The sequence below is a fragment of the Actinomadura sp. NPDC049382 genome, assembly GCF_040677125.1.
GTDB lineage: Bacteria > Actinomycetota > Actinomycetes > Streptosporangiales > Streptosporangiaceae > Spirillospora > Spirillospora geliboluensis.
On sequence record NZ_JBFARO010000125.1, the window covers coordinates 1 to 23,234 of the forward strand.

19 protein-coding genes and 2 pseudogenes are annotated in these 23,234 nt (G+C 70.5%); 20 read left to right on the forward strand and 1 reads right to left on the reverse strand.

Annotated features, from left to right (window positions below; translation table 11 throughout):
• Window positions 1–1,562 precede the first annotated feature (1,562 nt).
• Window positions 1,563–2,537 (reverse strand): annotated as a pseudogene (locus AB0K34_RS38590) (IS481 family transposase).
• A gap of 484 nt (window positions 2,538–3,021) precedes the next feature.
• Between AB0K34_RS38590 and AB0K34_RS38595 the strand changes: the two are divergent.
• From AB0K34_RS38595 to AB0K34_RS38690, 20 genes and pseudogenes are all read left to right on the forward strand, one after another.
• Window positions 3,022–4,602, forward strand: a complete 1,581-nt coding sequence (locus tag AB0K34_RS38595; RefSeq protein WP_364553686.1) for a phospholipid carrier-dependent glycosyltransferase — start codon at window positions 3,022–3,024, stop codon at window positions 4,600–4,602.
• 46 nt (window positions 4,603–4,648) lie between these two features.
• On the forward strand, window positions 4,649–6,019 hold the full coding sequence (locus tag AB0K34_RS38600; RefSeq protein WP_364553688.1) for a DUF6801 domain-containing protein: 1,371 nt from the start codon (window positions 4,649–4,651) through the stop codon (window positions 6,017–6,019).
• A gap of 28 nt (window positions 6,020–6,047) precedes the next feature.
• Window positions 6,048–7,058, forward strand: coding sequence for a cupin-like domain-containing protein (locus tag AB0K34_RS38605; protein ID WP_364553690.1), 1,011 nt, complete (start codon window positions 6,048–6,050; stop codon window positions 7,056–7,058).
• A gap of 368 nt (window positions 7,059–7,426) precedes the next feature.
• On the forward strand, window positions 7,427–8,791 hold the full coding sequence (locus AB0K34_RS38610) for a DUF6801 domain-containing protein (RefSeq protein ID WP_364553692.1): 1,365 nt from the start codon (window positions 7,427–7,429) through the stop codon (window positions 8,789–8,791).
• Between the two features lie 115 nt (window positions 8,792–8,906).
• Window positions 8,907–10,022: a DUF6801 domain-containing protein gene (locus tag AB0K34_RS38615; RefSeq protein WP_138637114.1), complete on the forward strand. Its 1,116-nt coding sequence runs from the start codon at window positions 8,907–8,909 to the stop codon at window positions 10,020–10,022.
• Between the two features lie 9 nt (window positions 10,023–10,031).
• Window positions 10,032–11,267: a lipase family protein gene (locus tag AB0K34_RS38620; RefSeq protein WP_364553694.1), complete on the forward strand. Its 1,236-nt coding sequence runs from the start codon at window positions 10,032–10,034 to the stop codon at window positions 11,265–11,267.
• Window positions 11,268–11,279: 12 nt separating this feature from the next.
• The gene (locus tag AB0K34_RS38625; RefSeq protein ID WP_364553695.1) at window positions 11,280–11,798 is read left to right on the forward strand and encodes a hypothetical protein; all 519 of its coding nucleotides are present in this window, start codon (window positions 11,280–11,282) and stop codon (window positions 11,796–11,798) included.
• Window positions 11,799–11,941: 143 nt separating this feature from the next.
• Window positions 11,942–12,724 (forward strand): ABC transporter permease, encoded by a 783-nt coding sequence (locus AB0K34_RS38630; RefSeq protein WP_364553696.1) that lies wholly within the window; start codon window positions 11,942–11,944, stop codon window positions 12,722–12,724.
• 1 nt (window position 12,725) lies between these two features.
• Window positions 12,726–13,553: an ABC transporter permease gene (locus tag AB0K34_RS38635; RefSeq protein WP_364553698.1), complete on the forward strand. Its 828-nt coding sequence runs from the start codon at window positions 12,726–12,728 to the stop codon at window positions 13,551–13,553.
• A complete protein-coding gene (locus tag AB0K34_RS38640) occupies window positions 13,550–14,824 on the forward strand; it encodes an MCE family protein (protein WP_364553699.1) in 1,275 nt (424 codons plus the stop codon). The genes AB0K34_RS38635 and AB0K34_RS38640 overlap by 4 nt, the downstream gene beginning before the upstream one ends.
• Entirely contained in the window at window positions 14,821–15,915 is a 1,095-nt protein-coding gene (locus AB0K34_RS38645) for an MCE family protein (RefSeq protein ID WP_364553700.1), read from the forward strand. Before AB0K34_RS38640 ends, AB0K34_RS38645 begins: the two co-directional genes overlap by 4 nt.
• Complete coding sequence (locus AB0K34_RS38650) at window positions 15,912–16,964, forward strand: MCE family protein (RefSeq protein ID WP_364553701.1); 1,053 nt, start codon at window positions 15,912–15,914, stop codon at window positions 16,962–16,964. Before AB0K34_RS38645 ends, AB0K34_RS38650 begins: the two co-directional genes overlap by 4 nt.
• Before the next feature lie 11 nt (window positions 16,965–16,975).
• Window positions 16,976–17,962 (forward strand): MCE family protein, encoded by a 987-nt coding sequence (locus tag AB0K34_RS38655; protein ID WP_364553702.1) that lies wholly within the window; start codon window positions 16,976–16,978, stop codon window positions 17,960–17,962.
• Entirely contained in the window at window positions 17,959–19,038 is a 1,080-nt protein-coding gene (locus AB0K34_RS38660) for an MlaD family protein (protein ID WP_138637125.1), read from the forward strand. The genes AB0K34_RS38655 and AB0K34_RS38660 overlap by 4 nt, the downstream gene beginning before the upstream one ends.
• A complete protein-coding gene (locus AB0K34_RS38665; protein WP_364553704.1) occupies window positions 19,038–20,282 on the forward strand; it encodes an MlaD family protein in 1,245 nt (414 codons plus the stop codon). The genes AB0K34_RS38660 and AB0K34_RS38665 overlap by 1 nt, the downstream gene beginning before the upstream one ends.
• A 50-nt stretch (window positions 20,283–20,332) precedes the next feature.
• Window positions 20,333–20,803 (forward strand): hypothetical protein, encoded by a 471-nt coding sequence (locus AB0K34_RS38670; RefSeq protein WP_364553706.1) that lies wholly within the window; start codon window positions 20,333–20,335, stop codon window positions 20,801–20,803.
• An 11-nt stretch (window positions 20,804–20,814) separates the two neighbouring features.
• The gene (locus AB0K34_RS38675) at window positions 20,815–21,288 is read left to right on the forward strand and encodes a hypothetical protein (RefSeq protein ID WP_364553708.1); all 474 of its coding nucleotides are present in this window, start codon (window positions 20,815–20,817) and stop codon (window positions 21,286–21,288) included.
• Window positions 21,289–21,300: 12 nt separating this feature from the next.
• A complete protein-coding gene (locus AB0K34_RS38680) occupies window positions 21,301–21,810 on the forward strand; it encodes a hypothetical protein (RefSeq protein WP_364553709.1) in 510 nt (169 codons plus the stop codon).
• 160 nt (window positions 21,811–21,970) lie between these two features.
• Window positions 21,971–22,432 (forward strand): hypothetical protein, encoded by a 462-nt coding sequence (locus AB0K34_RS38685; RefSeq protein WP_364553711.1) that lies wholly within the window; start codon window positions 21,971–21,973, stop codon window positions 22,430–22,432.
• Window positions 22,433–22,642: 210 nt separating this feature from the next.
• A pseudogene (locus AB0K34_RS38690) lies at window positions 22,643–23,234 on the forward strand (PucR family transcriptional regulator); the annotation flags it as partial.

Genomic DNA, 23,234 nt, shown 5'->3' on the forward strand with positions numbered 1-23,234 from the left:
CTCAACGAACTCGCCGACGCCTACCCAGACCGCATCCAGTAAAGACAACCAGACCCACAACAAGATCATCTTTACACACTTCGAGTTACAGGCTCACTACGCGTACCGCGGCTCGGTGTGCAGGGCTTCATTTTGCGTTCGACGCAGTTGCCGCCGCCGACGGCGCGATAGTCCATGTACGAGGGGATGAGCACCACGCAGCTCCGGACGAAGGCCGTGCTGGACGGCGACCACCCGGGTCGCCAGCGGCCCCGCAAGTGGTTCACGACGGGAGCCGCCGACGCCCGCCTACACCACGGTCATGTGCCGCACCGAGGGGTGCGGGTCGTTTTCGTCCATCGGTGAGTGCGCTGGCAACGCCGAGTGCTTGCGTGTTGAAGGGACCGGGGGATGGTCTGCGTGCTGAGCGTGCCGTTGGGTAGACGGTCGCATTGGTGAGCGGACTGACAACGGCGAGCGGTATGAGCAGTTGAAATCGGTATCCGACGCCCCGCAAGTTCGTTGGGGACGCCTCCACCCGCGTCGACCGTCTATTTGGGCTGCGCTTGGCCGCGTGCCGCCGTCTTCATGAGGACCTCGGTGACCGTTGGGCTGCTCGCCGACGCCTTGGCAGGTCCGTGTCCTCTCATGACCGCCGTCCAGCCGCCGGTGAACTTATCAGGATCGTGTGCACCATGCTGTCCGGCGTCGTCGCCCTGTACCAGGGGACTGGCGCCTTCCCCGCTGGATCGCCTCCGGAGGAGAGTGCCAAAGTCCTCGCCAGCCTGCTCTCCGGGTTCATCCTGCACCTACCGAGATGAGCGATGTCGCCACATCGCGGCGGTAGCCAAGCGCCGCTTGTGTGAACGGCTTGCATGGGACGTCGGTGCAGAAGGTCATCGGGGAGGTGCAGATCTCGGCAGGTTGGCTGTACCGCTAATGGCCGCGCTGGGTGGCGACGTTGTGTCGGTCGAGACCGGCCCCGAGGCGGTGGGGGCATGTCCTTGCCGCTCTGTGCGTGGTGGGCGCCGAGGTGATCGAGGTCCTGGGGGGCCGGTGGTGGCGCGCCGACCCGACCGTGGCCTACAGCGCGGCCGTCGCGGCCAGGATCAGCCCGATTGCCCCCGGCAGGTGCACAGCTCCGCGAGGGCCGCGTGGTCGCCTTCGAACGACACACCCTGTTCACGTCCACGATCGCCATCACCCTTCGCATCCGAACGGACGCGCGTCGGCGGATTGCCGCGACGTGGTGTTGGTCAGTGGAGGTAGGGCGCGCGGGCATTCGTCCTTGTGATCGCTAGTGCGGCGGCGTTCCCCGCGTCTGGATCGTGCAGACGTGGTGGGGCGGGGTGCTCGTGGTGGTGTGGGCGGTTGCCTTCCAGCCTGCGGGCGCGTTGGCCTCGCTCATAGTTCGGAGCGGTAGGGCGGCCTAGGGAACGCTCACGGCGCGCAGCAGTGCCCGCCGGGTAGGCGCAGGACGCGCGAGGTAGGGCGGCTTCGGGGCGTTCGCGGCTCCGGAGTATGTCGTGTCGCTGTACGGCCACGGGCGCTTCAGGCGGCGGTGGTGCGCTAGGTGTACTCGGTCATGATCTTGGTGACAGTCGGGTGATGGGTGGCTTGCCGCCCGGGGTCGAGTGGGGGTGTTGGGTGTTGTAGTGCTCGAGCCAGGCGGCCAGGGTGCGGGTGGGTTGGTCGTTGCTGGTGTAGGGGCGCTGGTAGGCCCATTCGGTGGCCAGGGTGCGGTTGAGGTGTTCGGCCTTTCCGTTGGTCCACGGACAGCGGGGTTGGGCAGCGGGGACGGGTGAACTTCTGCCGGGCGCCCAGTTCGGTGCAGGCCTGTTGGAAGGCGGCCGAGGTGCGGTGGTTGCGGGGGGTTGTCGGTCGGCACCCGGTGGATGCGGGTGATGCCGTGGGCGGTGAAGAACGCCGCCGGCCGGGTCGGGAGCGCCGCGCAGGTGGTGTTCTTCTCATCAGGCAGCACCTGCGCGTAGGCCGGGTGGGTGTGGTCGTCGATGGGGGTGTGGACGTGGTCGTAGCCGATGCTGCGGGCGAGGACGGCCTCACTGCGGCCGTGCGCCCGCTGGGCGCCGCCGTCGGGGATCCGGCCGAGCTTCTTGACGTCGAGGTGGATCATCGCGCCCGGCTCGGGGTGTTCGTAGCGGCGGCCACTCCTGGCGGGTCGCGCGGTTCTGGTGCCCGGTGACCGGGGCGCGGGCGGCCGGCACCGGGACGCGGTGACGGCGCGGGTCCGGGTCACTGTGCGGGCCGGGACCCCGGTGGCCGCCGCGATGTGGTCCGGGCGGCAGCTCGCGGCGGGCCGCCAGCACCCTCTCCTCGGTCCGGGCCGCAGTCTTGGACGGGGACGTGCGGGGGCCGCTGCGCCGGTCGGCCGGCCCGTCCCATCCCTGACGCCGGTATCGGCCCACCCACCGGTACGCGCACTACCGCGACACCCCCAGCCCGACCGCGACGCGCGCAACCGGGCGGCCATCGAACACGACACGGCGAACCAGCAGACATCTGCCGTGAAACGTCAAACGGGCGTTAGCACGGCTCACTGAGACCACCGGGTGCGTTGGCCTCGCTCATGCTTCGGGGCGGAAGGGGGCCTCGGGGCGTTCACGCCGCGCAGCAGTGCCCGCCGGGTAGGCGCCGGCCGCGCGAGGTAGGGCGGCTTAGGGACGGTCACGGCTTTGGGGTATTTCGTGCCGCTGTACGGCCATGGGTGCTGCAGGTAGCGGTGGTGCGTTAGGGCGAGGGGCGGTGGGTGGTCGGGCGCCTATTGGTGTGGCGTGGTTGTGGCTTCGGCGTGGGTGGTCGGTTGGTCGGGTCTGTGAGAAAGCGCGCAATGCGGAACCGGGGGCTCGGAAAGTTTGTCATCGGTTCCCATAACGGGATTCGGGTTTGCGGGGTGGGGGCTTAGAAGGCTCACTGGGGTGAGTGGCCGGGCCCTTTTATTCGTCGCGGACTTGGTTCATTCGGTGGTTCGGCGTTCATTACGGTTCTTGATCCCCGTCCATGCCGCAGCGAAGGGGGAGTCCGTTGGCCGCCTCGGTCGCCGTGGAAGAAGCCGTCACCCGGACGGGTCGGTCGTCCGGATGGCGGGCGCCGTTGTGGGGGTGGGGCGGGCCGCTGCTTGTCGCGGTGTTCGCCGGAGTGCTGGTGTTCCACCGGCTCGGCTCGCCGCACGCCTTGGTGTGGGACGAGACCTACTACGCCAAGGACGCCTGGTCCCTTCTGCATTACGGCGTTGAGCACAACTGGCGTACCGGGGCGGATGGCAATCCCGCCAACACCTACTTCCTCGCCGGGCATCCGGTGGCGGGGCTTGCGGGCGGTGGGGAGTGGGCCGCGCATCCGCCGCTCGGGAAGTGGTTCATCGCGGCTGGTATGGCGGTATTCGGCTCCGGGCCGTTCGGTTACCGGTGTGCTGCGGCGGTGGCCGGGGTTCTGGCGGTGCTGCTGCTGGCCCGGATCGCACGGCGGCTGACCGGTTCGACCGTCCTCGGCTGCGCGGCCGGGCTGCTGCTCGCGCTGGACGGGTCGTGGCTGGTGTTGAGCCGGGTCTCGATGCTCGACATCTTCCTGCTCGTTTGGGTGCTTGCCGGGTTCGGGTGCCTGCTCATCGATCGGGACAGGACGCGGGCCGCGTTGGCCGCTGGTGCGGGTGGCTCGTTCGTCTCGCATGGGTGGCGCCTGGCTGCTGGGGTGTGTTTCGGGCTCGGGTGTGCGACGAAGTGGTCCGGCGTCTACGCGATGCTCTTCTTCTGGGTGCTCGTCCTCGTCTGGGACCGGAACGCTCGGAAGGACGCGGGGGCCGAGAAGTCCTGGCGCTGCATGTTCAAGCTCGACTTTCCGGTGTCGGTGCTGCAGTTGTGGTTGGTTGGCGGGCTTGTTTACGTCGCCAGTTGGTGGGGCTGGTTCGTTTCGGGGACGAGTCTGCAGAGGAGCTTGTTCGGTCAGGTCGTCCCGGGATTTCAGCGGAATTGGGCCGAGCAGCATCCGAGCGGGATCTGGCCGGAGTTCCTGAACCCGATCCGGTCGCTGTGGCATTACCACGCGATGACCTTGGACTTTCATAGCGGTGTCACGGGGCCGAACCCGGGGCAGTCTTGGCCGTGGCAATGGCCTGTTCTGGGGCATCCCGCCGTCATGTGGCGCACTGAGGTGCCGCAGGGGCGGGACGGGTGCCACGCCGCCAAGTGCGTTAGCGAGATCGCCCATCTCGGCACGCCCGCGATCTGGTGGTTCTCCATCGTCGCTGTGCTCGCCATGGTGTTCATCTCCACCTATTTCCGCGACTGGCGGGCCGTTGCCGTTGTGGGCGGCTATCTGGCGGGGTGGCTGCCCTGGTTTCCGGCCGCGTTCGACGACCGGACGATGTACTCCACCTACGCGCTGCCGATGCTGCCGTTCGCAATCCTCGCGATCGTCCTGCTCTATGACGCGGCCGCTGCGACGGTCCGCGAACGTCCGGTGGCGCGTGTGCTGGTCGGTGCGGCCGGCGTCGGCTATCTCGTGGTCGTCGCGGTGAATCTGCTGTACCTCCATCCGATCCTCACGGCCGAGGCCGTCCCGGAGGCCGATCGGCTGGCGCGCCTGTGGCTCCCCGGCTGGACGTGATCCGCGTGACTCCGCACCCCCGCAGCTTGACGAGAGGTGATCGACGATGAGGATCCGGGATCGCTGGGCGCTCGGCGTTGCAGTCGCCGGGCTCGGTGCGCTCGTGACGGGTGTGCTGCCCGGGGGTGCGGCGCGGGCGCAGGAGGCCGATGCTTCTTTGTCCTTTGCCTGCGACTTTCCGTCCGGGACGGTCGGGGCGGTCGGTGTCCGGCTGCGGGCGTCGTTCCCTGATGGCGGGACGGTCGGCGAGCCCGTCCAGCCGGGCAGGGTCACGGCGACGGTGACGATTCCGAAGGCGGCGCTCGGCGATGTTAGGGCGCTCGGTGGGGGTGCCGTCGCCGGGACTGTCGGGGTCGGTGTGTCCGTCGCGCAGGGCGGTAAGGCGGCCGCGGTCGAGTGGGCGGGGCTCGCTACGCCGCCTACGTCGGTGCCGGAGGACGGCGATCTGGTGCTTGCCGCGTCTGGGGACGTTCCGTCGGTGACGCCCGCTGGGGTGGGTGAGCTCGCGTTCAGCGTTGGGGGCCTGGAAGTGGTGCTCGCGCCGCGTGACGCAGGTGGCGAGGTGCCGGAGGATGCTCAACCGTCCCTTGCGGTTTCCTGTGAACCGTCTGGAGATGAGCGGGGTATCGCCACGGTGCCTGTCGCGGCGGGGACGCGGCCGGGGGATACGGCGCCGGTGGCACCTGGGGCGCCCAAGGCGGGGCAGAAAGCTGCTGCGGCTCCCGGTGGGACGCCGGCCGAATGCGGGAAATACGCCGGGCCGACGGACGACTGGTATCCGGGCTGCACCTATCTCTCCGGCTTCTCCAACGTGAAGAAGCTCAAAGGCGCGACGGTTCTGAACGATCCGAAGGCCGGGCGTCCGGCGCTGACCAACCTGGTCTATTCGCTCACCGACACGGGCGCGTCGGTCCGGCAGAAGTTCGTCGCGCCGCTGCGGTCGAGGTCGACCTTCCTCACGTTCGGGTTCATGCCGACGACCGCGACGATGGAGATGACGCAGCGTCCCGTGGAACCCGGTGCCGACTACGGGACGTTCGACGCGGTCAGCGACATGCAGACGGGAATCCAGTCCGTCAGCGCGCACATGCGGATGTCGATCCGCATCTACGACGTCGAGGTCGACGGAACGCCGCTGGACGTCGGGCCCCGCTGCCGCACCGTGCGCGACGCGGACATCGCGCTCAAGGGCCAGATGCCCAACATCCTCCAGGGCGGAATTCTCGAAGGCGCCTTCACCATCCCGCCGTTCTCGGGATGCGGCGCCCGCGAGGACCTCGACCGGCTGTTCAGCGGAACGGTCGCCGGCCCCGGAAATCTGCTGCGCGTCACCCTCGGCTCCACCTGCATCCCGGACGCCGACATCAGTTGCCCGCCGGCCCTTCCCGCGCCGTCCCGCACCGCCCCGAAGGGATGACATCCGCCCGCGAAAGAGGAGGAACGCCATGACGACGACACATCCGAAGGAGCAATGGCGGCGCTGGATCGCCGAGAACCTGCTGCTCGGCAATCCGCCGGAGGTGATCCGCGCGGCGCTCGTCAAGAACGAGTTCAGCGAGGAGGAGGCCGCGCGGGAGGTGGGGGGCGCGCTCGCCAGCCCGTACGTGCAGGGCGCGTCCCGCATCGCCAACCGGCTGCGGAAGCGCGAATGGACGCTGACCGTCTACGGTCGGCTCGCCCGGATGCGCGCGAACGCCGGGGAGATCGAGCGCCGGGAGCGGCTGTCGCGGGACGAGTTCTTCGAGGAGTACTACTTCCAGAACCGCCCGGTCATCATCGCCGGAATGCTCAAGTCGTGGGCGGCCTGCGCCAAGTGGGACTTCGACTACCTCCGTGAGACGTGCGGCGGCAACGAGGTCGAGGTGCAGTTCGGACGCGAGTCCGACGAGAACTACGAGATCAACGGGCCGCGGCACAAGAGGCTGATGCCGTTCCGCGATTACGTCGACATGGTCGAGGCCGCGGGGACGACGAACGACTTCTACATGACGGCCAACAACACGTCCCGCAACCAGCAGGCGCTGGACGTCCTGTGGGACGACATCGACCCCCTCTCCGAATACCTCGACGGCGACCCGCGAGGGCGCAGTTTCTTCTGGCTCGGCCCGGCCGGGACGAAGACGCCCTACCACCATGACCTCACCAACAACTTCATGGCGCAGGTGATGGGCCGCAAGAAGGTCAAGATGGTGCCGCTGCACGACACCGCGTACGTCTACAACACCGTGCACTGCTATTCGGAGGTCGACGCGAGCGCGGTCGACTATGAGCGGTTCCCGGCGATGCGGAAGGCGCAGGTGCTGGAGTGCACGCTCGCGCCCGGTGAGCTGCTGTTCATCCCGATCGGCTGGTGGCACTACGTCGAGGGCCTGGACGCCACGATCACGATGAGCTTCACCAACTTCCTGCGCTACAACGACTTCGCGTCCGACTACACGACGTACAAGCACCTCTGAGTGGGGGCGTTGGGGGCGTCGATCAAAGGGCGAAGAATAATCGTCCGTTGATAATTTCTCGGTGATTGTGTCGGAGGGTGAGCAAGGCTTGCCCTGGGCTCGTGTTGATGTGTTGAAAAGTGCGCATTATCTGGGCTCTGGAAAAGCCTTGAATCGGTGAGTGTCAACGCTTCCGATTTTGTCAGTCGGCCGTAAAGACAGTGCTCTTGGGAGTCGATAGTTTTCCGGCCTGAAGCGCACGACATCTGCTCGAAATCTCCCCGAAGCACACGAATGATCCGCGGAGGTGACCCGAATCTCGGGGGATCGCACGATCCGGTAGCGCCGCGCCAGGCGCGCCCGGTCTCGTCCAGACGAAAGGCAGGACGTTGGAAGCCAAGCTCAGCAAGCGCAGAAGGTCCGGGGCCAAGGGCCTCGCCGCCGCGGCCGTCGGCGGTCTCGGCCTCTCCCTGCTCGGCGTGCTCGCCGCCGGCCCCGCGATGGCGGAACCGGTCAACCAGTCGATCAACTACCACTGCGTCTTCCCGCTGATCGGCAACCAGCCGCTCACGGTGGACGTCGAGTCCGACATCCCCGCGCAGATCCCGGTCGGCGAGCTGACGCCCGCGTTCCACATCAAGGCGACCGCGCACATCACCGGCACGATCACCAACGGGCTCCGCGCCGTGAAGGCCACGACCCTGGAGGGCACGGCCACGGCGGACGCGGTGCTGTCGGTGCCGGAGTCGCCGGAGCTGCCGGTGGCGGTCGACGTCGTCATCCCGCCGGTCGACATCCCGCAGCAGGCGGGCGCGACCTGGGACCTGGTCGCCGAGGGCGACGCCCCGCAGCTGGTCTTCAGCGAGGCCGGCCCCGGCGAGATCTTCGTCGAGAACATGCTGCAGCGCATCAACCCGAAGAAGGCCGACGGCAGCGAGGTCTGGGCGGGCGGCAAGGACGTCCAGTGCACGAAGGACCCGGGCCAGGACGACCCGTTCGCCACCTTCGAGATCACCAACGGGACGCCCACGCCCACGCCGACCCCGACCCCGACGCCCACGCCGACCCCCACCCCGACTCCTACGCCCACGCCCACTCCTCCGACCCCCACGCCGACTCCGCCCACCCCCACGCCCACTCCTCCCACCCCGACCCCGACTCCTCCCACCCCGACTCCGACTCCGCCCACCCCGACCCCCACCCCTCCGACCCCCACCCCCACGCCTCCCACCGGTGGCGGTGAGCACTACGACTTCACCATCGCCGGCGAGACGTTCGTGAAGGCCCCGAACGGCAAGGCGCCGCTGACGGGCTCCGTGGGCGCCGACCTCAACCTGGACACGGGCGAGGTCACCGCGGATCTGCAGCTCGACCCGACCAAGGGCAACTTCCAGATCCTCGGCTTCCTGCCGGTGACCGCCGACATCGGGCTGAACTCGCAGGGCAAGACGACGGGCCTGTACAAGGACGGGCAGCTGACGACCAACACCAAGGTCATCACCAAGCTGTCGTCGTTCAAGGTGTTCGGCGCGATCCCGCTGGGCGGCGGCGAGCAGTGCCAGACGAAGGAGCCGTCGGACGTCCGGCTGCAGTCGGCCGCGGGCGAGTTCTTCGACCCGGGCGCCGGCGGCAAGATCAGCGGCACGTACGCGCTGTCCGCCATCGAGAACTGCGGACCGCTGACCGGCATCCTCAGCCTCTTCACCGCCGGTGACGGCAACACCATCGACCTGACCCTCACGCCCAAGGCGTGACGGCGGCGGTGAGCTGACGGTCCGACAGCCAAGGAAGTCGGCCCCCGCCGTACCGGGTGCGGCGGGGGCCCATCCCCCCATCCCGTATCGAGCCCGTCCCCTTCGAGGTCGACACGTGAGAAGCAGAAACAGAATCGCCGCCGCGCTGGTCGCCGCTGCCGTGTTCGGCCCGGCCTGCGTCGGTGCGGTTCCGGCCGCCGCGGCCGGTCCCGCCACGCTCGGCCTGGACTATCACTGCACGTTCCCCCTGCTCGGCCCGCAGCCGGTGCATGTGGAGCTCACCGCGAACGTGCCCGACCGCGTCGGGGTCGGTGAGGTGATGCCGGGCATCGTCGTCGACTCGGTGTCGGCGGTGAACGCCGAGTCCGCGCGCGGCCTGACCGCGCTGTACGCGACGACGCTCGAAGGGCACGCGCTCGCGGACGCGACGCTGACCGTCCCGGAGATGCCGGACGGTCTGCCCGTCGAGGTCGACTCCGCTCTGGAGAAGACGCCGATCCCCGCGTCCGGCGGCTTCAGCGTGAAGGGTCGCGGGCAGGCGCCCGACCTGACGTTCACCCAGCCCGGGGCCGGCAAGGTCACCGTCGGGAATCTCGTCTTGAGCCTGACTCCTCGGACGGACGACGGCGGTGAGTCCGGTCTCGGCACCTTCGAGTCGGAGTGCACGCAGGATCCTGGGCAGAACAACGTCCTCGCCAACTTCACCATCGGTGATGCGACCGGACCTGGCCAGCACACTTACTCGGTTAAGGGCTCGTCCACTATTAAGGCGGCCGGCGCGACACTTCCGCTGACCGGTGGCTTGAACGCCGAGGTCAGCGACGCCGGAGTCACCACCGGTCTCACGTTCGCTCCGTCCAAGACCCAGTTCCAGCTTCTCGGTTTCCTGCCGACGACGGCCGACGTCGCCCTTGCCGCGCAGAGCGAACCGGGTGGCTACAAGGACGGTGTGCTCACCGCCGAGGCCAAGGTGACCGCGAGTTTCCCGGCGTTCAGGGTCTTCGGTGCCATCCCGATCGGGGGCGGCGAGAACTGCCGCACGTCCGCGCCGTCCGGCATGACCTTGACCTCCGCCACCGGCTTCGACCTGCGGCAGGGCGGCGACCTCAAGGGGACCTACGCGCTCTCCCCGCTGGCCGACTGCGGCGCCCTGACCGGACTCCTCAGCTCCGCCGTCACGGGCCCGGACAACCCGATCACCCTGACCCTCACCCCCGACGACGAGGAGTAGGAGCCCACGATGCTGAGTCGCGATAGCCGTCGGCGTGGGGTGTGCGTCGCCGTCGCCTCCCTGCTCCTCGCCGGTGTGATGAGTGCCGGCCCGGTGCGAGCGGCGGCCTCGCCGGGCGCCTCGCCGACTGTCCCGAAGGCAGCCCCGGCTGGGGACGCGTTCTACACGCCGCCGTCGCCGCTGCCGGACGGCGCGCCGGGCGACGTCATTCGAGTCCGGCCCGCGAAGGCGGGGCCGCCGACCGCGCGGGCGCTGGCCGACGCGTGGCAGGTCATGTACCTGTCGACGAACGCGCTGGGCAAGCCCGTCGCGGTGACCGGCATGGTGCTCGTGCCGAAGAAGGCGGACCCGGCGACCGCCCCGATCGTGGGGTTCGGGCCCGGCACCAGCGGGCCCGCGTTCCGGTGCGCGCCGTCCCGGTTCATCGATCAGGGCGCCTTCTACGAGCAGGCCGCGCTGAACGAGATGCTCGCGAAGGGCTACGCGGTCGCCGTCACCGACTACGAGGGCTACCACGAGGACCCGGCCACGACGTACGTCGTCGGCTCGATGGGCAACGCGATGATCGACGCGGTGCGGGCGGCGCAGCGGCTGCCGGAGGCGAAGCTGTCGGCGGACGCGAAGGTCGCGTTCCGCGGGTACTCGCAGGGCGGTGCCGCGGCGATGTGGGCGGGACAGAGGCAGCCCGCGTACGCGCCGGAGCTGAAGCTCGCGGGGGTCGTCGGCGGCGGCGTCCCGTCCGACCTCGCGGCCGTCGGCCTGCCGCTGGAGGGGACGGACCCGTTCGGCTTCCTGCTCTACGAGATCGTCGGCCTCGACCACGCCTACCCCGAGCTGGACCTGGACTCCTACCTCGACGACGCCGGCCGCGCCATGGTGGACGGCCTCGAAGGCGGCGCCTGCACGCTGGAGCTGCTGCTCGGCTACCAGGGCAAGACGATCACCGACTACTTCACCACCAGCCCGTTCGCGAACGAGGCGTGGCTGAACCGGGTGGCGGAGAACCAGCTCGGCACCGAATCCGTCAAGGTCCCCGTCTTCCAGTACCACTCCACGGCGGACGAGATCGTCGCGTTCGGGCAGGCGAAGGAACTGCGCGACGCCTATTGCCGGCTCGGCGTCCCGGTCACCTGGAAGACGTGGGACGGAATCAGCCATATCACGCTCGTCTACCGCGGCAACAAGGATGCGATGTCGTTCCTCGCGGACCGCTTCGCCGGAAAGGCCGCCACGTCCAACTGCTGAAGGAGAAGTCCCATGGTTCGGCGATTCATCGTCCCGGTGGCGCTGGCCTCCGCGATGGCCCTTTCCGCGGCCGCCTGCGGATCGGAGAAGAAGGACCCGCCCGAGGTCGCCTGGGCGGGCAGGGCGTGCGCGGTTCTGGCGCAGGGCGCGCCGCTGCAGGTGCCGAAGCTCGACGGCGCGGACGTGCTGAAGTCCAGGGCGTCGCTGGTGAAGCTGCTCGACGGCATCTCCACGCGCATGCGGACGCTGGAGACGGGCCTGTCCGGGCTCGGCGCACCGCCGGTCGACAACGGCGAGGCCGTCATGGCGGGCGCCATGCGCAACCTGACCAGCACGCATTCGACGGTGACCACGGCGTCCAGGCGGCTGGAGCGGGCGAAGGTCACCGACGGGAAGTCCTACCGGCAGGCGGTCGGCCAGATCGGGCGGGCGTTCAGCCGCTACAGCGCCTACCAGGGGCCCGAGCAGGACCTCCGCAAGGATCCGAAACTGAACGCGGCGTTCGCGAAAGCGCCCGGCTGTGCGAAGTGAATCGCCGGGCGCGCACATTTTTCGATGAGGTTCGAAAAAGCTGTCATTCGGTCATAGAAAAACGAATGGCGACGGGTGATGTATTGCTCCGGGAATTGGCCGGGCAGTAGTTTCACGAAAGGCAACGGAAAGGGGGTGGGATCATGGCGTCCGTGCTCGGGTATCCGGTGGGCGCGCTGCGCGAGGCCGGCCGGATGTTCGCGCTCGCCGCGACCGTCCTCGGCATGATGGTGCGGCGTCCGTTCCAGTTCCGCGAGTTCGTCGAGCAGTTCTGGTTCATCGCGAGCGTCACGATCCTGCCGACCGCGCTGGTGTCGATCCCGTTCGGCGCCGTGACGTCGCTGCAGGTCGGCTCGCTCACCCAGCAGTTCGGCGCCCAGTCGTTCACCGGCGCGGCGAGCGTCCTGGTGGTGATCCAGCAGGCCAGCCCGATGATCGTGGCGCTGCTGGTGTCGGGGGTGGCGGGCTCGACGATCTGCGCGGACATCGGCGCCCGGACGATCCGCGAGGAGCTGGACGCGATGGAGGTGCTCGGCGTCTCCCCGGTCCAGCGGCTCGTCGTCCCGCGCGTCCTCGCCTGCATGGCGGTCGCGTTCCTGCTGAACGGGCTGGTCTCGGTCGTCGGCGTCGCGGGCGGCTACTTCTTCAACGTCCTGATGCAGGGCGGGACGCCCGGCGCGTACGTCGCGAGCTTCTCCGCGCTCGCGCAGCTCCCCGACATCTACGTCGGGGAGGCGAAGGCGCTGCTGTTCGGGTTCGTCGCCGGCGTCGTCGCCGCCTACCGGGGCCTCAACCCCAGAGGCGGGCCGAAGGGCGTCGGGGACGTGGTGAACCAGTCGGTCGTCATCGCGTTCCTGCTGCTGTTCCTGCTCAACCTCGTGATCACCGGGATCTACCTCCAGGTCGTCCCGCCGAAGGGTGGCTGAGATGGCCGTACTGCGGGCGGGGCCCGCGCGCTGGTTCGCGTGGCTGGACCAGCCCGGCGACCAGGGCGCCTTCTACGTCCGGGCGCTGCTGTGGACGCCGCGCGCGTCCCGCCGGTACCGCAGGGAGGTGCAGCGGCTGCTCGCCGAGGTGGCGTTCGGCAGCGGCGGCCTCGGCGTCATCGGCGGGACGATCGGGGTGATGGTCGCGATGACGCTCGCGACCGGCGTCGTCGTCGGCATGCAGGGCTACTCGGCGCTCCAGCAGATCGGGACGTCGGCGTTCACCGGGTTCGCGTCCGCCTACATCAACACGCGGGAGATCGCGCCGGTCGTGTCGGGGCTGGCGCTGTCGGCGACGGTCGGCGCCGGGTTCACCGCGCAGCTCGGTGCGATGCGCATCAGCGACGAGGTGGACGCCCTGGAGGTCATGGGCATCCCGTCGCTGCCGTACCTGGTGACGACGCGGATCATCGCGGGCGCGGTAGCGATCGTGCCGCTGTACGCGATCGGGCTGCTGTGCGCGTACCTCGCGTCCCGCCAGGTCACGGTCGTGTTCAACGGGCAGTCGGCGGGGACGTACGACCACTACTTCGGGCTGTTCCTGTCGCCGGTGGACGTCGTCCTGTCGTTCTTCAAGGTGCTGGTGTTCAGCGTCCTGGTGATCCTGTCGCACTGCTACTACGGCTACCGCGCGGCCGGCGGACCCGCGGGGGTGGGACGGGCCGTCGGCCGCGCGGTCCGCACGTCGATCGTGCTGATCAGCGTCAGCGACTTCTTCTTCAGCCTGGCGCTGTGGGGGACGAACACGACGGTGAAGGTCGCCGGATGAGCGCCCCCGGGATGGTGCGGAGGCGGCTCGTGGGCGTCGCGTTCCTGCTCGTGCCGCTGCTGCTCGTCTGGCTGTCGGTCGCCGTCTACGACAAGAGGTTCACCGAGGTCAGCTGGGTGACGCTGAAGACGGCGAGCGCGGGCAGCGAGATGCACCCGCACGCCGACGTGAAGCTGCGGGGCGTGGTCGTCGGCGAGGTCCGGGAGATCTCGTCGGACGGCGGTGTCGCCACGCTGAAACTGGCGATACAGCCCGACAAGGTGCGGCTGCTGCCGCGCAACGTGTCGGCGCAGCTGCTCCCGACGACGCTGTTCGGGCAGCGGTTCGTCGCGCTGATCCCGCCCGCCGCGCCGTCCCGCGCCCGGCTCACCGCGGGCAGCGTGATCAGCCAGGACCGGTCGGCGAACGCGATCGAGCTGCAGCGGGTGCTGGACAACCTGTATCCGCTGCTCACCGCCATCAAGCCGGCTGAGCTGGCGGCCACGCTCACCGCCGTGTCGCAGGCCCTGGACGGGCGCGGCACCGAACTCGGGCAGACGATCGTCGAGCTGGACGCCTACCTCAGGAAGCTGAACCCGAGCCTGCCCGCGCTCAACCGCGACATCAGGGCGCTCGTCGAGGTCAGCCGACACTACGACCAGGCGGCGCCGGAGATCCTGCAGGCGCTGAACGACTTCGCCTACACGAGCCGGTCGATCGCCGACCAGCGCAACAACCTCGCGAGCCTGTACGGGGCGGTCACGGACGCGTCCCAGGACCTGTCCGACTTCCTTCGTGAGAACTCCGGCAACTTCATCCGGCTGGCGGCGACGAGCCGTCCGACGCTGGAGTTGCTGCGGAAGTACGCGCCTGAGTACCCGTGCACGCTGCGCATGCTGAGCGACTTCGTCCCCGTGATGGACAAGGTGCTCGGCAAGGGCACCAAGCATCCCGGCCTGCACGTGAACGTGCGGACGCTGCCGTCCAAGGGACGGTACGTGCCCGGCAAGGACCGTCCCCGCTACACCGACAAGAGCGGCCCGCACTGCTACCCGGCCGGCGCCCTCGGCGGTCTCGGCGGCGCCGCGGCCGTGAAGTCGGCGCCGCCGGACGCGGACACGCCCATCGCCGTCGCGCCCGGCGCCCTCGGCCCGCCGAACTCGCCCGAGGAGAACCGCCTCATCAACGAGCTGCTCGCGCCCGGCCTCCAGGACGTCCCGGAGGCTCTGCCCGACTGGAGCAGCGTCCTGCTCGGGCCGGTCTACCGGGGGACGGAGGTGACACTGCGATGAGCCGGAAGAGCGGGACCAGCAGGAAGAGCGTGATGAGCCGGAAGAGCGGGATGGGCCGGAAGAGCCTGGCCCCGCCGCTGTTCAAGTCGGCCGCGTTCGTCACGGTCACGGTGGTCGCTACCGCGCTGCTCGCGCTCAGCATCACGCGGGCGGGCGGCGGCGACACCGTCCCCTACAAGGCGCGGTTCACCGACGCGTCCGGGTTGCGGGAGGGTGACGGCGTCCGGATCGCGGGCGTCGAGGTCGGACGGGTCGCCGGGATCGAGGTCGTCGAGCACCGCATCGCGCTCGTCTCGTTCGGCGTGGACCGCGGGCACCGCCTCCCGTCCTCGTCCACCGCGACGATCAAGTACCTGAACCTGATCGGGCAGCGGTACGTCGAGATCGGGCGCGGGGCGGGCACGGCCGGGACGCTGCCGTCCGGCGCGACGATCCCGGTCGAGCGGACGACGCCCGCGCTGAACCTGACCCAGCTGTTCAACGGGTTCCAGCCGCTGTTCCAGGCGCTGTCGCCGAAGGACGTCAACGCGCTCGCCGGGTCGATCGTCCAGGTGCTGCAGGGCGAGGGCGGGACGGTCGAGGGCCTGCTGTCCTCGATCGGGTCGCTGACGCGCGGCATCGCCGACAAGGACGCCGTCATCGGGCAGGTGATCGACAACCTGAACGCCGTCCTCGACACCGTCAACGGGCGCGGCGACAACCTGGGGACGCTGATCGGCACGCTGCGGCGGCTCGTGTCCGGCCTCGCCGCCGACCGCACCGCGATCGGGCAGGCGATCAGCGCGCTCGACGACCTCGCCGGCACCACGACCGGCCTGCTGCGGGACGGCCGCGAACCGCTCAAGCGGGACATCGCGCAGCTCGGGCGGCTGTCGCGGAACCTCGCCGACGACTCCACGAAGGTCGACTCCTTCCTGCGGCTGCTGCCGGTGAAGATGGAGGCGATCGGCCGGATCGCGTCCTACGGGTCGTGGCTGAACCTGTACCTCTGCGAGGCCGACCTCAGCGGCGTCACCTACCGGCAGTACCCGGGCGAGGACCACCCGGCGCCCACCGGCATCCCCCTCACGGACCGGAGGTGCGGCGCATGAGCAGGGCGCGAAGGCTCACGGTGGCGTGGAAGCCCGTGCGGTGGAAGCCCGTGCGGGAGCGGAATCCGATCGCCGTCGCGGTCGTGTCGCTGGCGCTGATCGTCACCGCCGGGCTGCTGTCGTTCAACGCCAAGGACCTGCCGGTCATCGGCGGCGGTACCCGCTACAGCGCCGACTTCAGCGAGGCGGCCGGGCTGCGGTCCGGGAACGAGGTGCGGGTCGCCGGGGTGAAGGTCGGCGAGGTCACGAGCGTCCGGCTGGACGGCGCGAAGGTCACCGTCGGCTTCCGGGTCCGGGACACCTGGGTCGGGGACGCCAGCACCGTCACGATCGCGATCAAGACGCTGCTCGGCGACAAGTTCCTCGCCGTCGACCCGCTCGGCGCGCACCGGCAGGACCCCGGCCGGCGCATCCCGCTCGCCCGCACGACGTCCCCGTACGACGTGACGGAGGCGTTCGAGGACCTCGCCGGGACGGTCGGGCAGGTCGACTCGGCGACGCTCGCGGCGAGCCTCGACGCGATCTCCACGACGTTCGCGGGGACGGCGCCGAGCGTCCGCAAGGCCCTCGACGGCATCTCGGCGCTGTCGAAGACCGTCTCGTCGCGGGACGCGGAGCTGGCGCGGCTCCTCGCCAACACCCGGCAGGTCACCGGGACGATGGCGGGCCAGAGCACGAACGTCGAGGCGCTGCTGCGCGACGGGAACCTGCTGCTGGGCGAGATCCGGCGGCGCCGCGAGGCGATCCACGCGCTCCTCGTCGGGACGCAGGAGCTGTCGCGGCAGATCGTCGGGCTCGTCGACGACAACCAGCGGCAGCTCGACCCGACGCTGCGCGCGCTCGGCCGCGTCACCGCCCTGCTCCAGAAGAACCAGGACAACCTCGACAAGGCCCTGAAGACGGCCGGCCCGTACACGCGGCTGCTCGGCAACACGCTGGGCAGCGGCCGGTGGATGGACGGCTACCTGTGCGGTCTCGTCCCGGACGAGTACCTGGCGAAACCTCCTGCGAAGAAGGGCTGCATGCCGCCCAAGGAAGGCGGCCGTTGATGTTGCGCAGATTGAGCACGCCCCTGCTGGCCGCTGCGGCCGCCGTCGTCCTCGCCGCCGTCGGCGCGTTCGTCGCCCTGAGCGGCTCGGACGGCACCCGCGTTACCGTCTACTTCCGGAGCGCGGTCGGCGTCTACAAGGGGTCGGACGTGCGGGTGCTCGGCGTGAGGGTCGGTGTCGTCGACTCCGTCCGCGCCGAAGGAACCCAGGTCAGGACGGTCATGACCGTCGACCGGGGCGTGGACGTCCCGGCCGGGGCGAGGGCGGTGGCGATCGCGCCGAGCCTCGTCGCGGACCGGTACGTCCAGCTGACGCCCGCCTATACGTCCGGCCCGAAGATGGCGTCCGGTGCCGTCGTCCCGGCGGACCGGACGGCGACGCCGATGGAGCTCGACACGGTCTACGACAGCATCCGCAAGCTCGCCGCCGACCTCGGCCCGGACGGCCTCAACAAGGACGGTGCGCTGTCGCGCGTCCTGGAGACGGGCGCGGCGAACCTGGACGGCAACGGCCGCGACATCCGCACCACGACCGAGCGGATGGCGCAGGCCGCGAAGACGCTGTCCGGCTCGCAGCGGGACCTGTTCGCGACGATCCGGAGCCTGCAGACGTTCACCGCCATGCTGAAGGCCAACGACGGGCAGGTCCGGCAGGCGGAGCGGCAGCTCGCCGACGTGTCCGGCTTCCTCGCCGCCGACCGGCACGAGCTGGACGCCGCGCTGAAGGCGCTCACCGAGGCGCTCGCGCGGGTGAAGGTCTTCATCCACGACAACCGGCGGCAGATCGCCGGGAACGTCGAGAAGCTCGCGAAGATCACCCGGCTGCTGGTGAAGCAGCGCCGGTCGCTGGCGGAGGCGCTCGACGTCCAGCCGCTCAACGCGACCAACATCCTGAACGCCTACGACCCGCGGACGCGGTCGCTCATGGGCCGGCAGAACCTCACCGAACTCCCCGCGCCGCCGCTCCCGGTGGCCGGCACCCGGAAGGCGGCGCCATGATCCGCCACACGGCCGCGCGCACGGCCTGCCTCCTTCTCGCCGCGACGGCGCTGAGCGGGTGCGGGTTCTCCGGCGTGCAGGACCTCCCGCTGCCCGGCGGCGCCGACCTCGGCGACCACCCGTACACGGTGAAGGCGCAGTTCGCGAACGTGCTGAACCTCGTCCCGCAGTCGGCGGTGAAGGTCAACGACGTCGCGGTCGGACGGGTCGTGAAGGTCGCGCTGCCGCGCGGCGGCTGGACGGCCGAGGTCACGATGAAGGTCGACGGCGAGGTGCGGCTGCCCGCGAACGCCTACGCCGAACTCCGCCAGTCGAGCCTGCTGGGCGAGAAGTTCGTGCAGCTCAGCGCGGGCCCGGAGAACGTCCCCGGGGGTGCGGCCGCGCCGGGCGGCGCCCCCGCGGGCGGGGGAGCGCCGTCCGCGGGTACCGGGACGCTCGCGGACGGCGCGGTGATCCCGGTGGCGCGGACGAACCGCAACCCCGAGGTCGAGGAGGTGTTCGGCGCGCTGTCGATGCTGCTGAACGGCGGCGGCGTCGCCCAGCTCCGGACGATCACCGTGGAGCTGAACCGGGCCCTCGGCGGCAACGAGCCGCAGGTCAGATCGCTGCTGGAGCGGGCACGGACGCTCGTCGGCGACCTCGACGCCAACCGGAAGGGCATCACCGACGCCATCGACGGGCTGAACCGGCTCTCCGCCACGCTGCGCGGCCGCAAGGAGCAGATCGGCGTCGTGCTCGACGACATCGAACCCGGCCTCGCCGTGCTCGCGGAGCAGCGCGGCGCGCTCGTCCGGATGCTGCGCTCGCTGGACGAACTCTCGCGGGCCGCCGTCACGACCGTCCGGCGGAGCAAGGACGACCTGATCGCCGACCTCCGGGCTCTCGAACCGACGCTGCGGAAGCTGTCGGACGCCGGACACGACCTGCCGAACGCGCTGCAGGTGCTGCTGACCTACCCGTTCACCGACGCGGTCCTGCCGGCCGTGAAGGGCGACTACCTGAACGTGTATCTGCGGATCACGGCCCGTCCGGGGACCGAGGTCGTCCCGCCCATCGCACCGCCGCAGGGGAACTGATGCCGACCGCCGCGACCAGGATCAAGAACATCGTCTTCCTCATCGTCGGGCTCCTCGCGATGGGCTACGTCGGGCTCAACTACGCCGACCTCGGCGGCTACGTCGGCTACCGCGACTACTACGTCGTCACCGCCGACCTCGCCGAAGCGGGCGGGCTCGCCGAGAACGCCGACGTCACCTACCGGGGCACCTCGGTCGGACGGGTCGGCGAACTGCGGCTGACGGACGCGGGCGTGCTGGCCGACCTGAAGATCGAGAAGTCGGCGCCGCGCGTCCCGGCCAACACCCGGGCCGTCGTCGCGAACCGGTCGGCGATCGGCGAGCAGTACATCGACCTGCGGCCGGTGACCGCGTCCGGCCCCTACCTGGCCGCCGGCTCGGTGATCCCGCGCGCCGCGACCGCGACGCCCGCGCCCGTGACGGACCTGCTCACCAGCGTGAACGACCTGGCCGCGTCCGTCCCGACCGACGCGCTCCGCACGCTCGTCGGCGAACTGGGGCAGGCGTTCGCCGGGCAGGGCCCCAACCTCCAGGCGCTCCTCGACGGCACCCGCTCCCTCACCCGGGCGGCGAACGAGAACGCCGCGCCGACCACGTCCCTGATCGGCGACGGCGAGACCGTCCTGCGCACGCAGAACGAGGAGGCCGCGTCGCTGAAGTCGTTCGGACGCAACGCGCGGCTCCTCGCCGAGCAGCTCCGCACGTCCGACCCGGCCTTCCGGAGGCTCGTGTCGACCGCGCCCGGCGCGGCGGGCGAGTTCCGCGACCTGGTCCGGGACCTTGACCCGTCCCTCAGCGTGCTGGTCGCGAACCTGCTGACCACGTCCGATCTCTTGGCGCCGCGCTCGGAGGGCTTGGAGCAGCTCCTCGCCAAGCTTCCGGCGGCGGTCGCGTCCGGGAGGTCCGTCGTGCAGGACGGTCGGCTCAACTTCGGGATGGTCACCACCTTCTTCGAGCCGCCTAACTGCACGTCGGGCTACGGGGGGACGAAGTACCGCAACGGCCTGGACACGTCCCCTGGCCCAGCTCTCAACACTGCCGCGCACTGCGCCACTCCTGCGTCGACGGGCGTCAACGTGCGCGGCGCAGGCAACGCCCCGCATCGACCAGTGCCCGCCCCAGCGCGCGCGGGCTCGGTACTCGGCAATGGAAGCTCCGCTCTGGCGGGTGCACTGGCCCTCCCTGGAGTGGCTGAGGGGCCTGCATCCATGAGCGACCTCCTCGGCCTGCGGGGAGCCCCCTGATGCCCGGGAGAGCGAAGACCCGACCCCCGCGCGTCGCAGGGTGGAGCCTCGTGCTCGGTGCCGTGGTCCTCTTCGGCTGGTCGGCCTGGACGGTGTGGCAGGACGAGCCCGGCGCCCGCAGCGGCCCCGACCACACCCGCGACGGCGTCCTGCGGGCGGCGCGGCAGCAGATCGCGGCCCTCAACACCATGAACCCCGCGCAGGTGGACGCCGGGCTCCGCGCCTGGTCGGACGCCGCCACCGGACCGCTCCGCGAGCAGCTCGAACAGGACCGGCCGCAGAACCGCGCGAAGATCGGCCGGTCGCGCACCACCGCCGCCGCGACCGTGGCCGGGGCGGCCGTGACGTCCCTCGACGTCCGCGCGGGGAAGGCGCGGGTCATCGCGTCCGTCCAGGTGAAGCTCACGTTGGGGGATGGTGCGCCGACCCTCCAGCGCAAGCGCTTCGAGGCCGGGGCGGCGCGGACGCCGTCCGGCTGGAGGCTCGAATCGCTCACCGCGATCCCGGCCGGTGCGCGATGAGGCGGCCGCTCATGATCGCACTCGCCGTCGCTCTGCTCGCACTGGCGCTGCGTCCCGCTGCCGGGCTCCTCCGCGAGGACGCCGACCCCCACGACGAGGCCGTGCTGGACGACGTCGCCACCACCGAAGTGATCGGCGACGTGTCCACGGCGCTCGGCAAGGTCTTCACCTACGGCCCGGGCGACGTCGCCGCGACCGAGCAGGCCGCGAACCGGGAACTCGCCGGCGCCGCGCTCACCGAGTACCGACGGCTGTTCGGGCAGGTGAAGCGGCAGGCCGCGGCCCAGCGCGTCACGCTGACCACGCGCGTCGTCCGGGCCGGGGTCATCTCCCTGACCGGCGACGACGCGCGGCTGCTCGTCTTCCTCGACCAGACCGCCACCCGCGCGGGCAGGCCCGGCGGGACACCGGCCGCCGCGCAGCTGCTCGTGACGGCGCACCGCGACCACGGCCACTGGTCGATCACCGACCTGGCCTCTGCCTGAAAGGCGGCGCCCATGGCCGACGACACCCTCCGGCGGACGGCGACCGCCCTCCTCGTCCTCGCCGCGCTCTTCGCCGCCTGGGCCGGGTGGTCCTGGTACTCGGCGGCGCACGACGACGCCCACGCCTACTCCCGGACGCGCGACGAGGCCCTCCAGGCGGGGGAGCAGGCCGTCCAGAACCTCAACACGCTCGACTACCGCGACCTCGCGTCCGGCCTGAAGACGTGGCAGGACTCCACCACCAGCGACCTCTACCGGCAGATCACGCAGGGGCGTGCCGCCTTCGAGACACAGGTGAAGAAGGCCCGGACGATCACCACCGCACGCATCCTGGACGCCGCCGTTGCTGAGCTGGACGAGCGTTCCGGCAAGGCCCGCATCCTTGTCGCCGTTGAGATCACCGTGACCCCGCCGGAGGGCGCGCCTGCCGTCAAGCAGAGCCGTCTGGTCGGCAAGGTCACCCGGACGCCTGCGGGCTGGAAGCTCAGCGAGCTGGGCCAGGCCCCAACGGACACGATGTGAGGTGCAGCCCCATGCCCCTTTACAGCCGCCCCAGTGGGACGTCGCCTCGGCGGGGGTGGTGACCATGCGAGGTCTGTCGCGGGTCAACGTGTCGCCTTCCCGGCTGCGGGTTGATGTTGCATCGCCCGTTGTGCTCGGTGTTGTCGCCGTCTTGCTTGCCGTGTTCGGTGTCTGGGCGCTGCGGCAGGCGGACGCCGTGCGGGACGATCCGGCCGTCCGCAACACCGCCCTCACCGATGGTGCGGCCACCAGCGAGGTCAAGGGCGCCGTCGCGGACATGGTCGGCAAGGTCTTCTCGTTCAACTACACCGACCCCGCGCGCACACAGAAGGCCGCTCAGGACGCGCTGACCGGCAAGGCCGTGAGGCAGTACGAGGAGGTCTTCGCGAAGGTGCGGGAGGACGCCCCGAAGGCCAAGACCGTCCTCAGCACGCGCGTCACCGACAGCGCCGTCACCACGCTGACCGGCGATCGCGCGGTGGTGCTCGTCTTCGCCGACCAGCAGACCACCCGCACGTCGGACGGCACGAGCACGCACGCCCCCGCCATGCTCACGGTCACCGCCGTCCACCGCGGAGGCCACTGGCGCATCACCGCCCTCGACACCTACGGCGGACGCTGACCCGGCATTTCGCCGATTGGCCGCCGGATTTGCTTGGCCCGCTGCATCCAGAAATGGCGAGCACACGTACTACCTGGGCTTTTGTCAATTGACTCCAGGAAAGATCGGCCAACAGGTTAATTCAGGGACAACCGTGCTCGGAGGGGATCGGGAATCCTGGGGAAACGCCCGCGGACCGGCGGGTGCCCAGGCAGGGGGGAATGGCGAGTGGTGCGCACAGCATTGGACGTCCGCGCGTTCGAGGAAGTGCCGGCATGGGTGGCGCGGCGGCTCCGGCCGCACGTCGACCGGGCCGCCGACGAACTGCTGGGCGAACTGCGCCGGGGCGATCCGCAGATCGGCGAGGAGGAGGCCGGGCGGGCGCGGGCGGGCGTCGCCGCCGGGATCCGGCACTTCTGCGACCTCGTCGAGGACCCCGGCGCCGGCTGGGAGCGGGTGTCGGCGTTCTACCTGCGGGTCGGGCGGCACCTCGCGCGGGACGGGCGCGACCCCGTCGAGACGCACCAGGCGCTGCGGCGGTCCGCGTCCGTCGCGTGGCGGACGCTCGGCGCCGTCCCCGGCGGCCTCGACCTCGACCACGCCGCGCTCAGCCTCGTCGTGGACGCGCAGTTCTGCTACATGGAGGCGGTCGCCGCGGTGATCGCCGCCGGGTACGCCGCGGAGCTCGCCGAATGCGCCGAACGCCAGGTGGCGCCCGCCGTGCAGCGGTACCGCACCCGGCTGCTGCACCTGCTGCTCGCGGAGCCGCGCGCCGACCCCCGACGGCTCGCGACGCTCGCCGCGCAGGCCCGCTGGCCGCTGC

What these genes read in the sequence shown, in the direction of transcription:
- AB0K34_RS38600 (WP_364553688.1), top strand. Translation starts at nt 4,649, where the DNA reads ATGAGGATCCGGGATCGCTGGGCGCTCGGCGTTGCAGTCGCCGGGCTC.
- AB0K34_RS38605 (WP_364553690.1), top strand. Translation starts at nt 6,048, where the DNA reads ATGACGACGACACATCCGAAGGAGCAATGGCGGCGCTGGATCGCCGAG.
- AB0K34_RS38620 (WP_364553694.1), top strand. Translation starts at nt 10,032, where the DNA reads ATGCTGAGTCGCGATAGCCGTCGGCGTGGGGTGTGCGTCGCCGTCGCC.
- AB0K34_RS38625 (WP_364553695.1), top strand. Translation starts at nt 11,280, where the DNA reads ATGGTTCGGCGATTCATCGTCCCGGTGGCGCTGGCCTCCGCGATGGCC.
- AB0K34_RS38630 (WP_364553696.1), top strand. Translation starts at nt 11,942, where the DNA reads ATGGCGTCCGTGCTCGGGTATCCGGTGGGCGCGCTGCGCGAGGCCGGC.
- AB0K34_RS38635 (WP_364553698.1), top strand. Translation starts at nt 12,726, where the DNA reads ATGGCCGTACTGCGGGCGGGGCCCGCGCGCTGGTTCGCGTGGCTGGAC.
- AB0K34_RS38640 (WP_364553699.1), top strand. Translation starts at nt 13,550, where the DNA reads ATGAGCGCCCCCGGGATGGTGCGGAGGCGGCTCGTGGGCGTCGCGTTC.
- AB0K34_RS38645 (WP_364553700.1), top strand. Translation starts at nt 14,821, where the DNA reads ATGAGCCGGAAGAGCGGGACCAGCAGGAAGAGCGTGATGAGCCGGAAG.
- AB0K34_RS38650 (WP_364553701.1), top strand. Translation starts at nt 15,912, where the DNA reads ATGAGCAGGGCGCGAAGGCTCACGGTGGCGTGGAAGCCCGTGCGGTGG.
- AB0K34_RS38660 (WP_138637125.1), top strand. Translation starts at nt 17,959, where the DNA reads ATGATCCGCCACACGGCCGCGCGCACGGCCTGCCTCCTTCTCGCCGCG.
- AB0K34_RS38665 (WP_364553704.1), top strand. Translation starts at nt 19,038, where the DNA reads ATGCCGACCGCCGCGACCAGGATCAAGAACATCGTCTTCCTCATCGTC.
- AB0K34_RS38675 (WP_364553708.1), top strand. Translation starts at nt 20,815, where the DNA reads ATGATCGCACTCGCCGTCGCTCTGCTCGCACTGGCGCTGCGTCCCGCT.
- AB0K34_RS38680 (WP_364553709.1), top strand. Translation starts at nt 21,301, where the DNA reads ATGGCCGACGACACCCTCCGGCGGACGGCGACCGCCCTCCTCGTCCTC.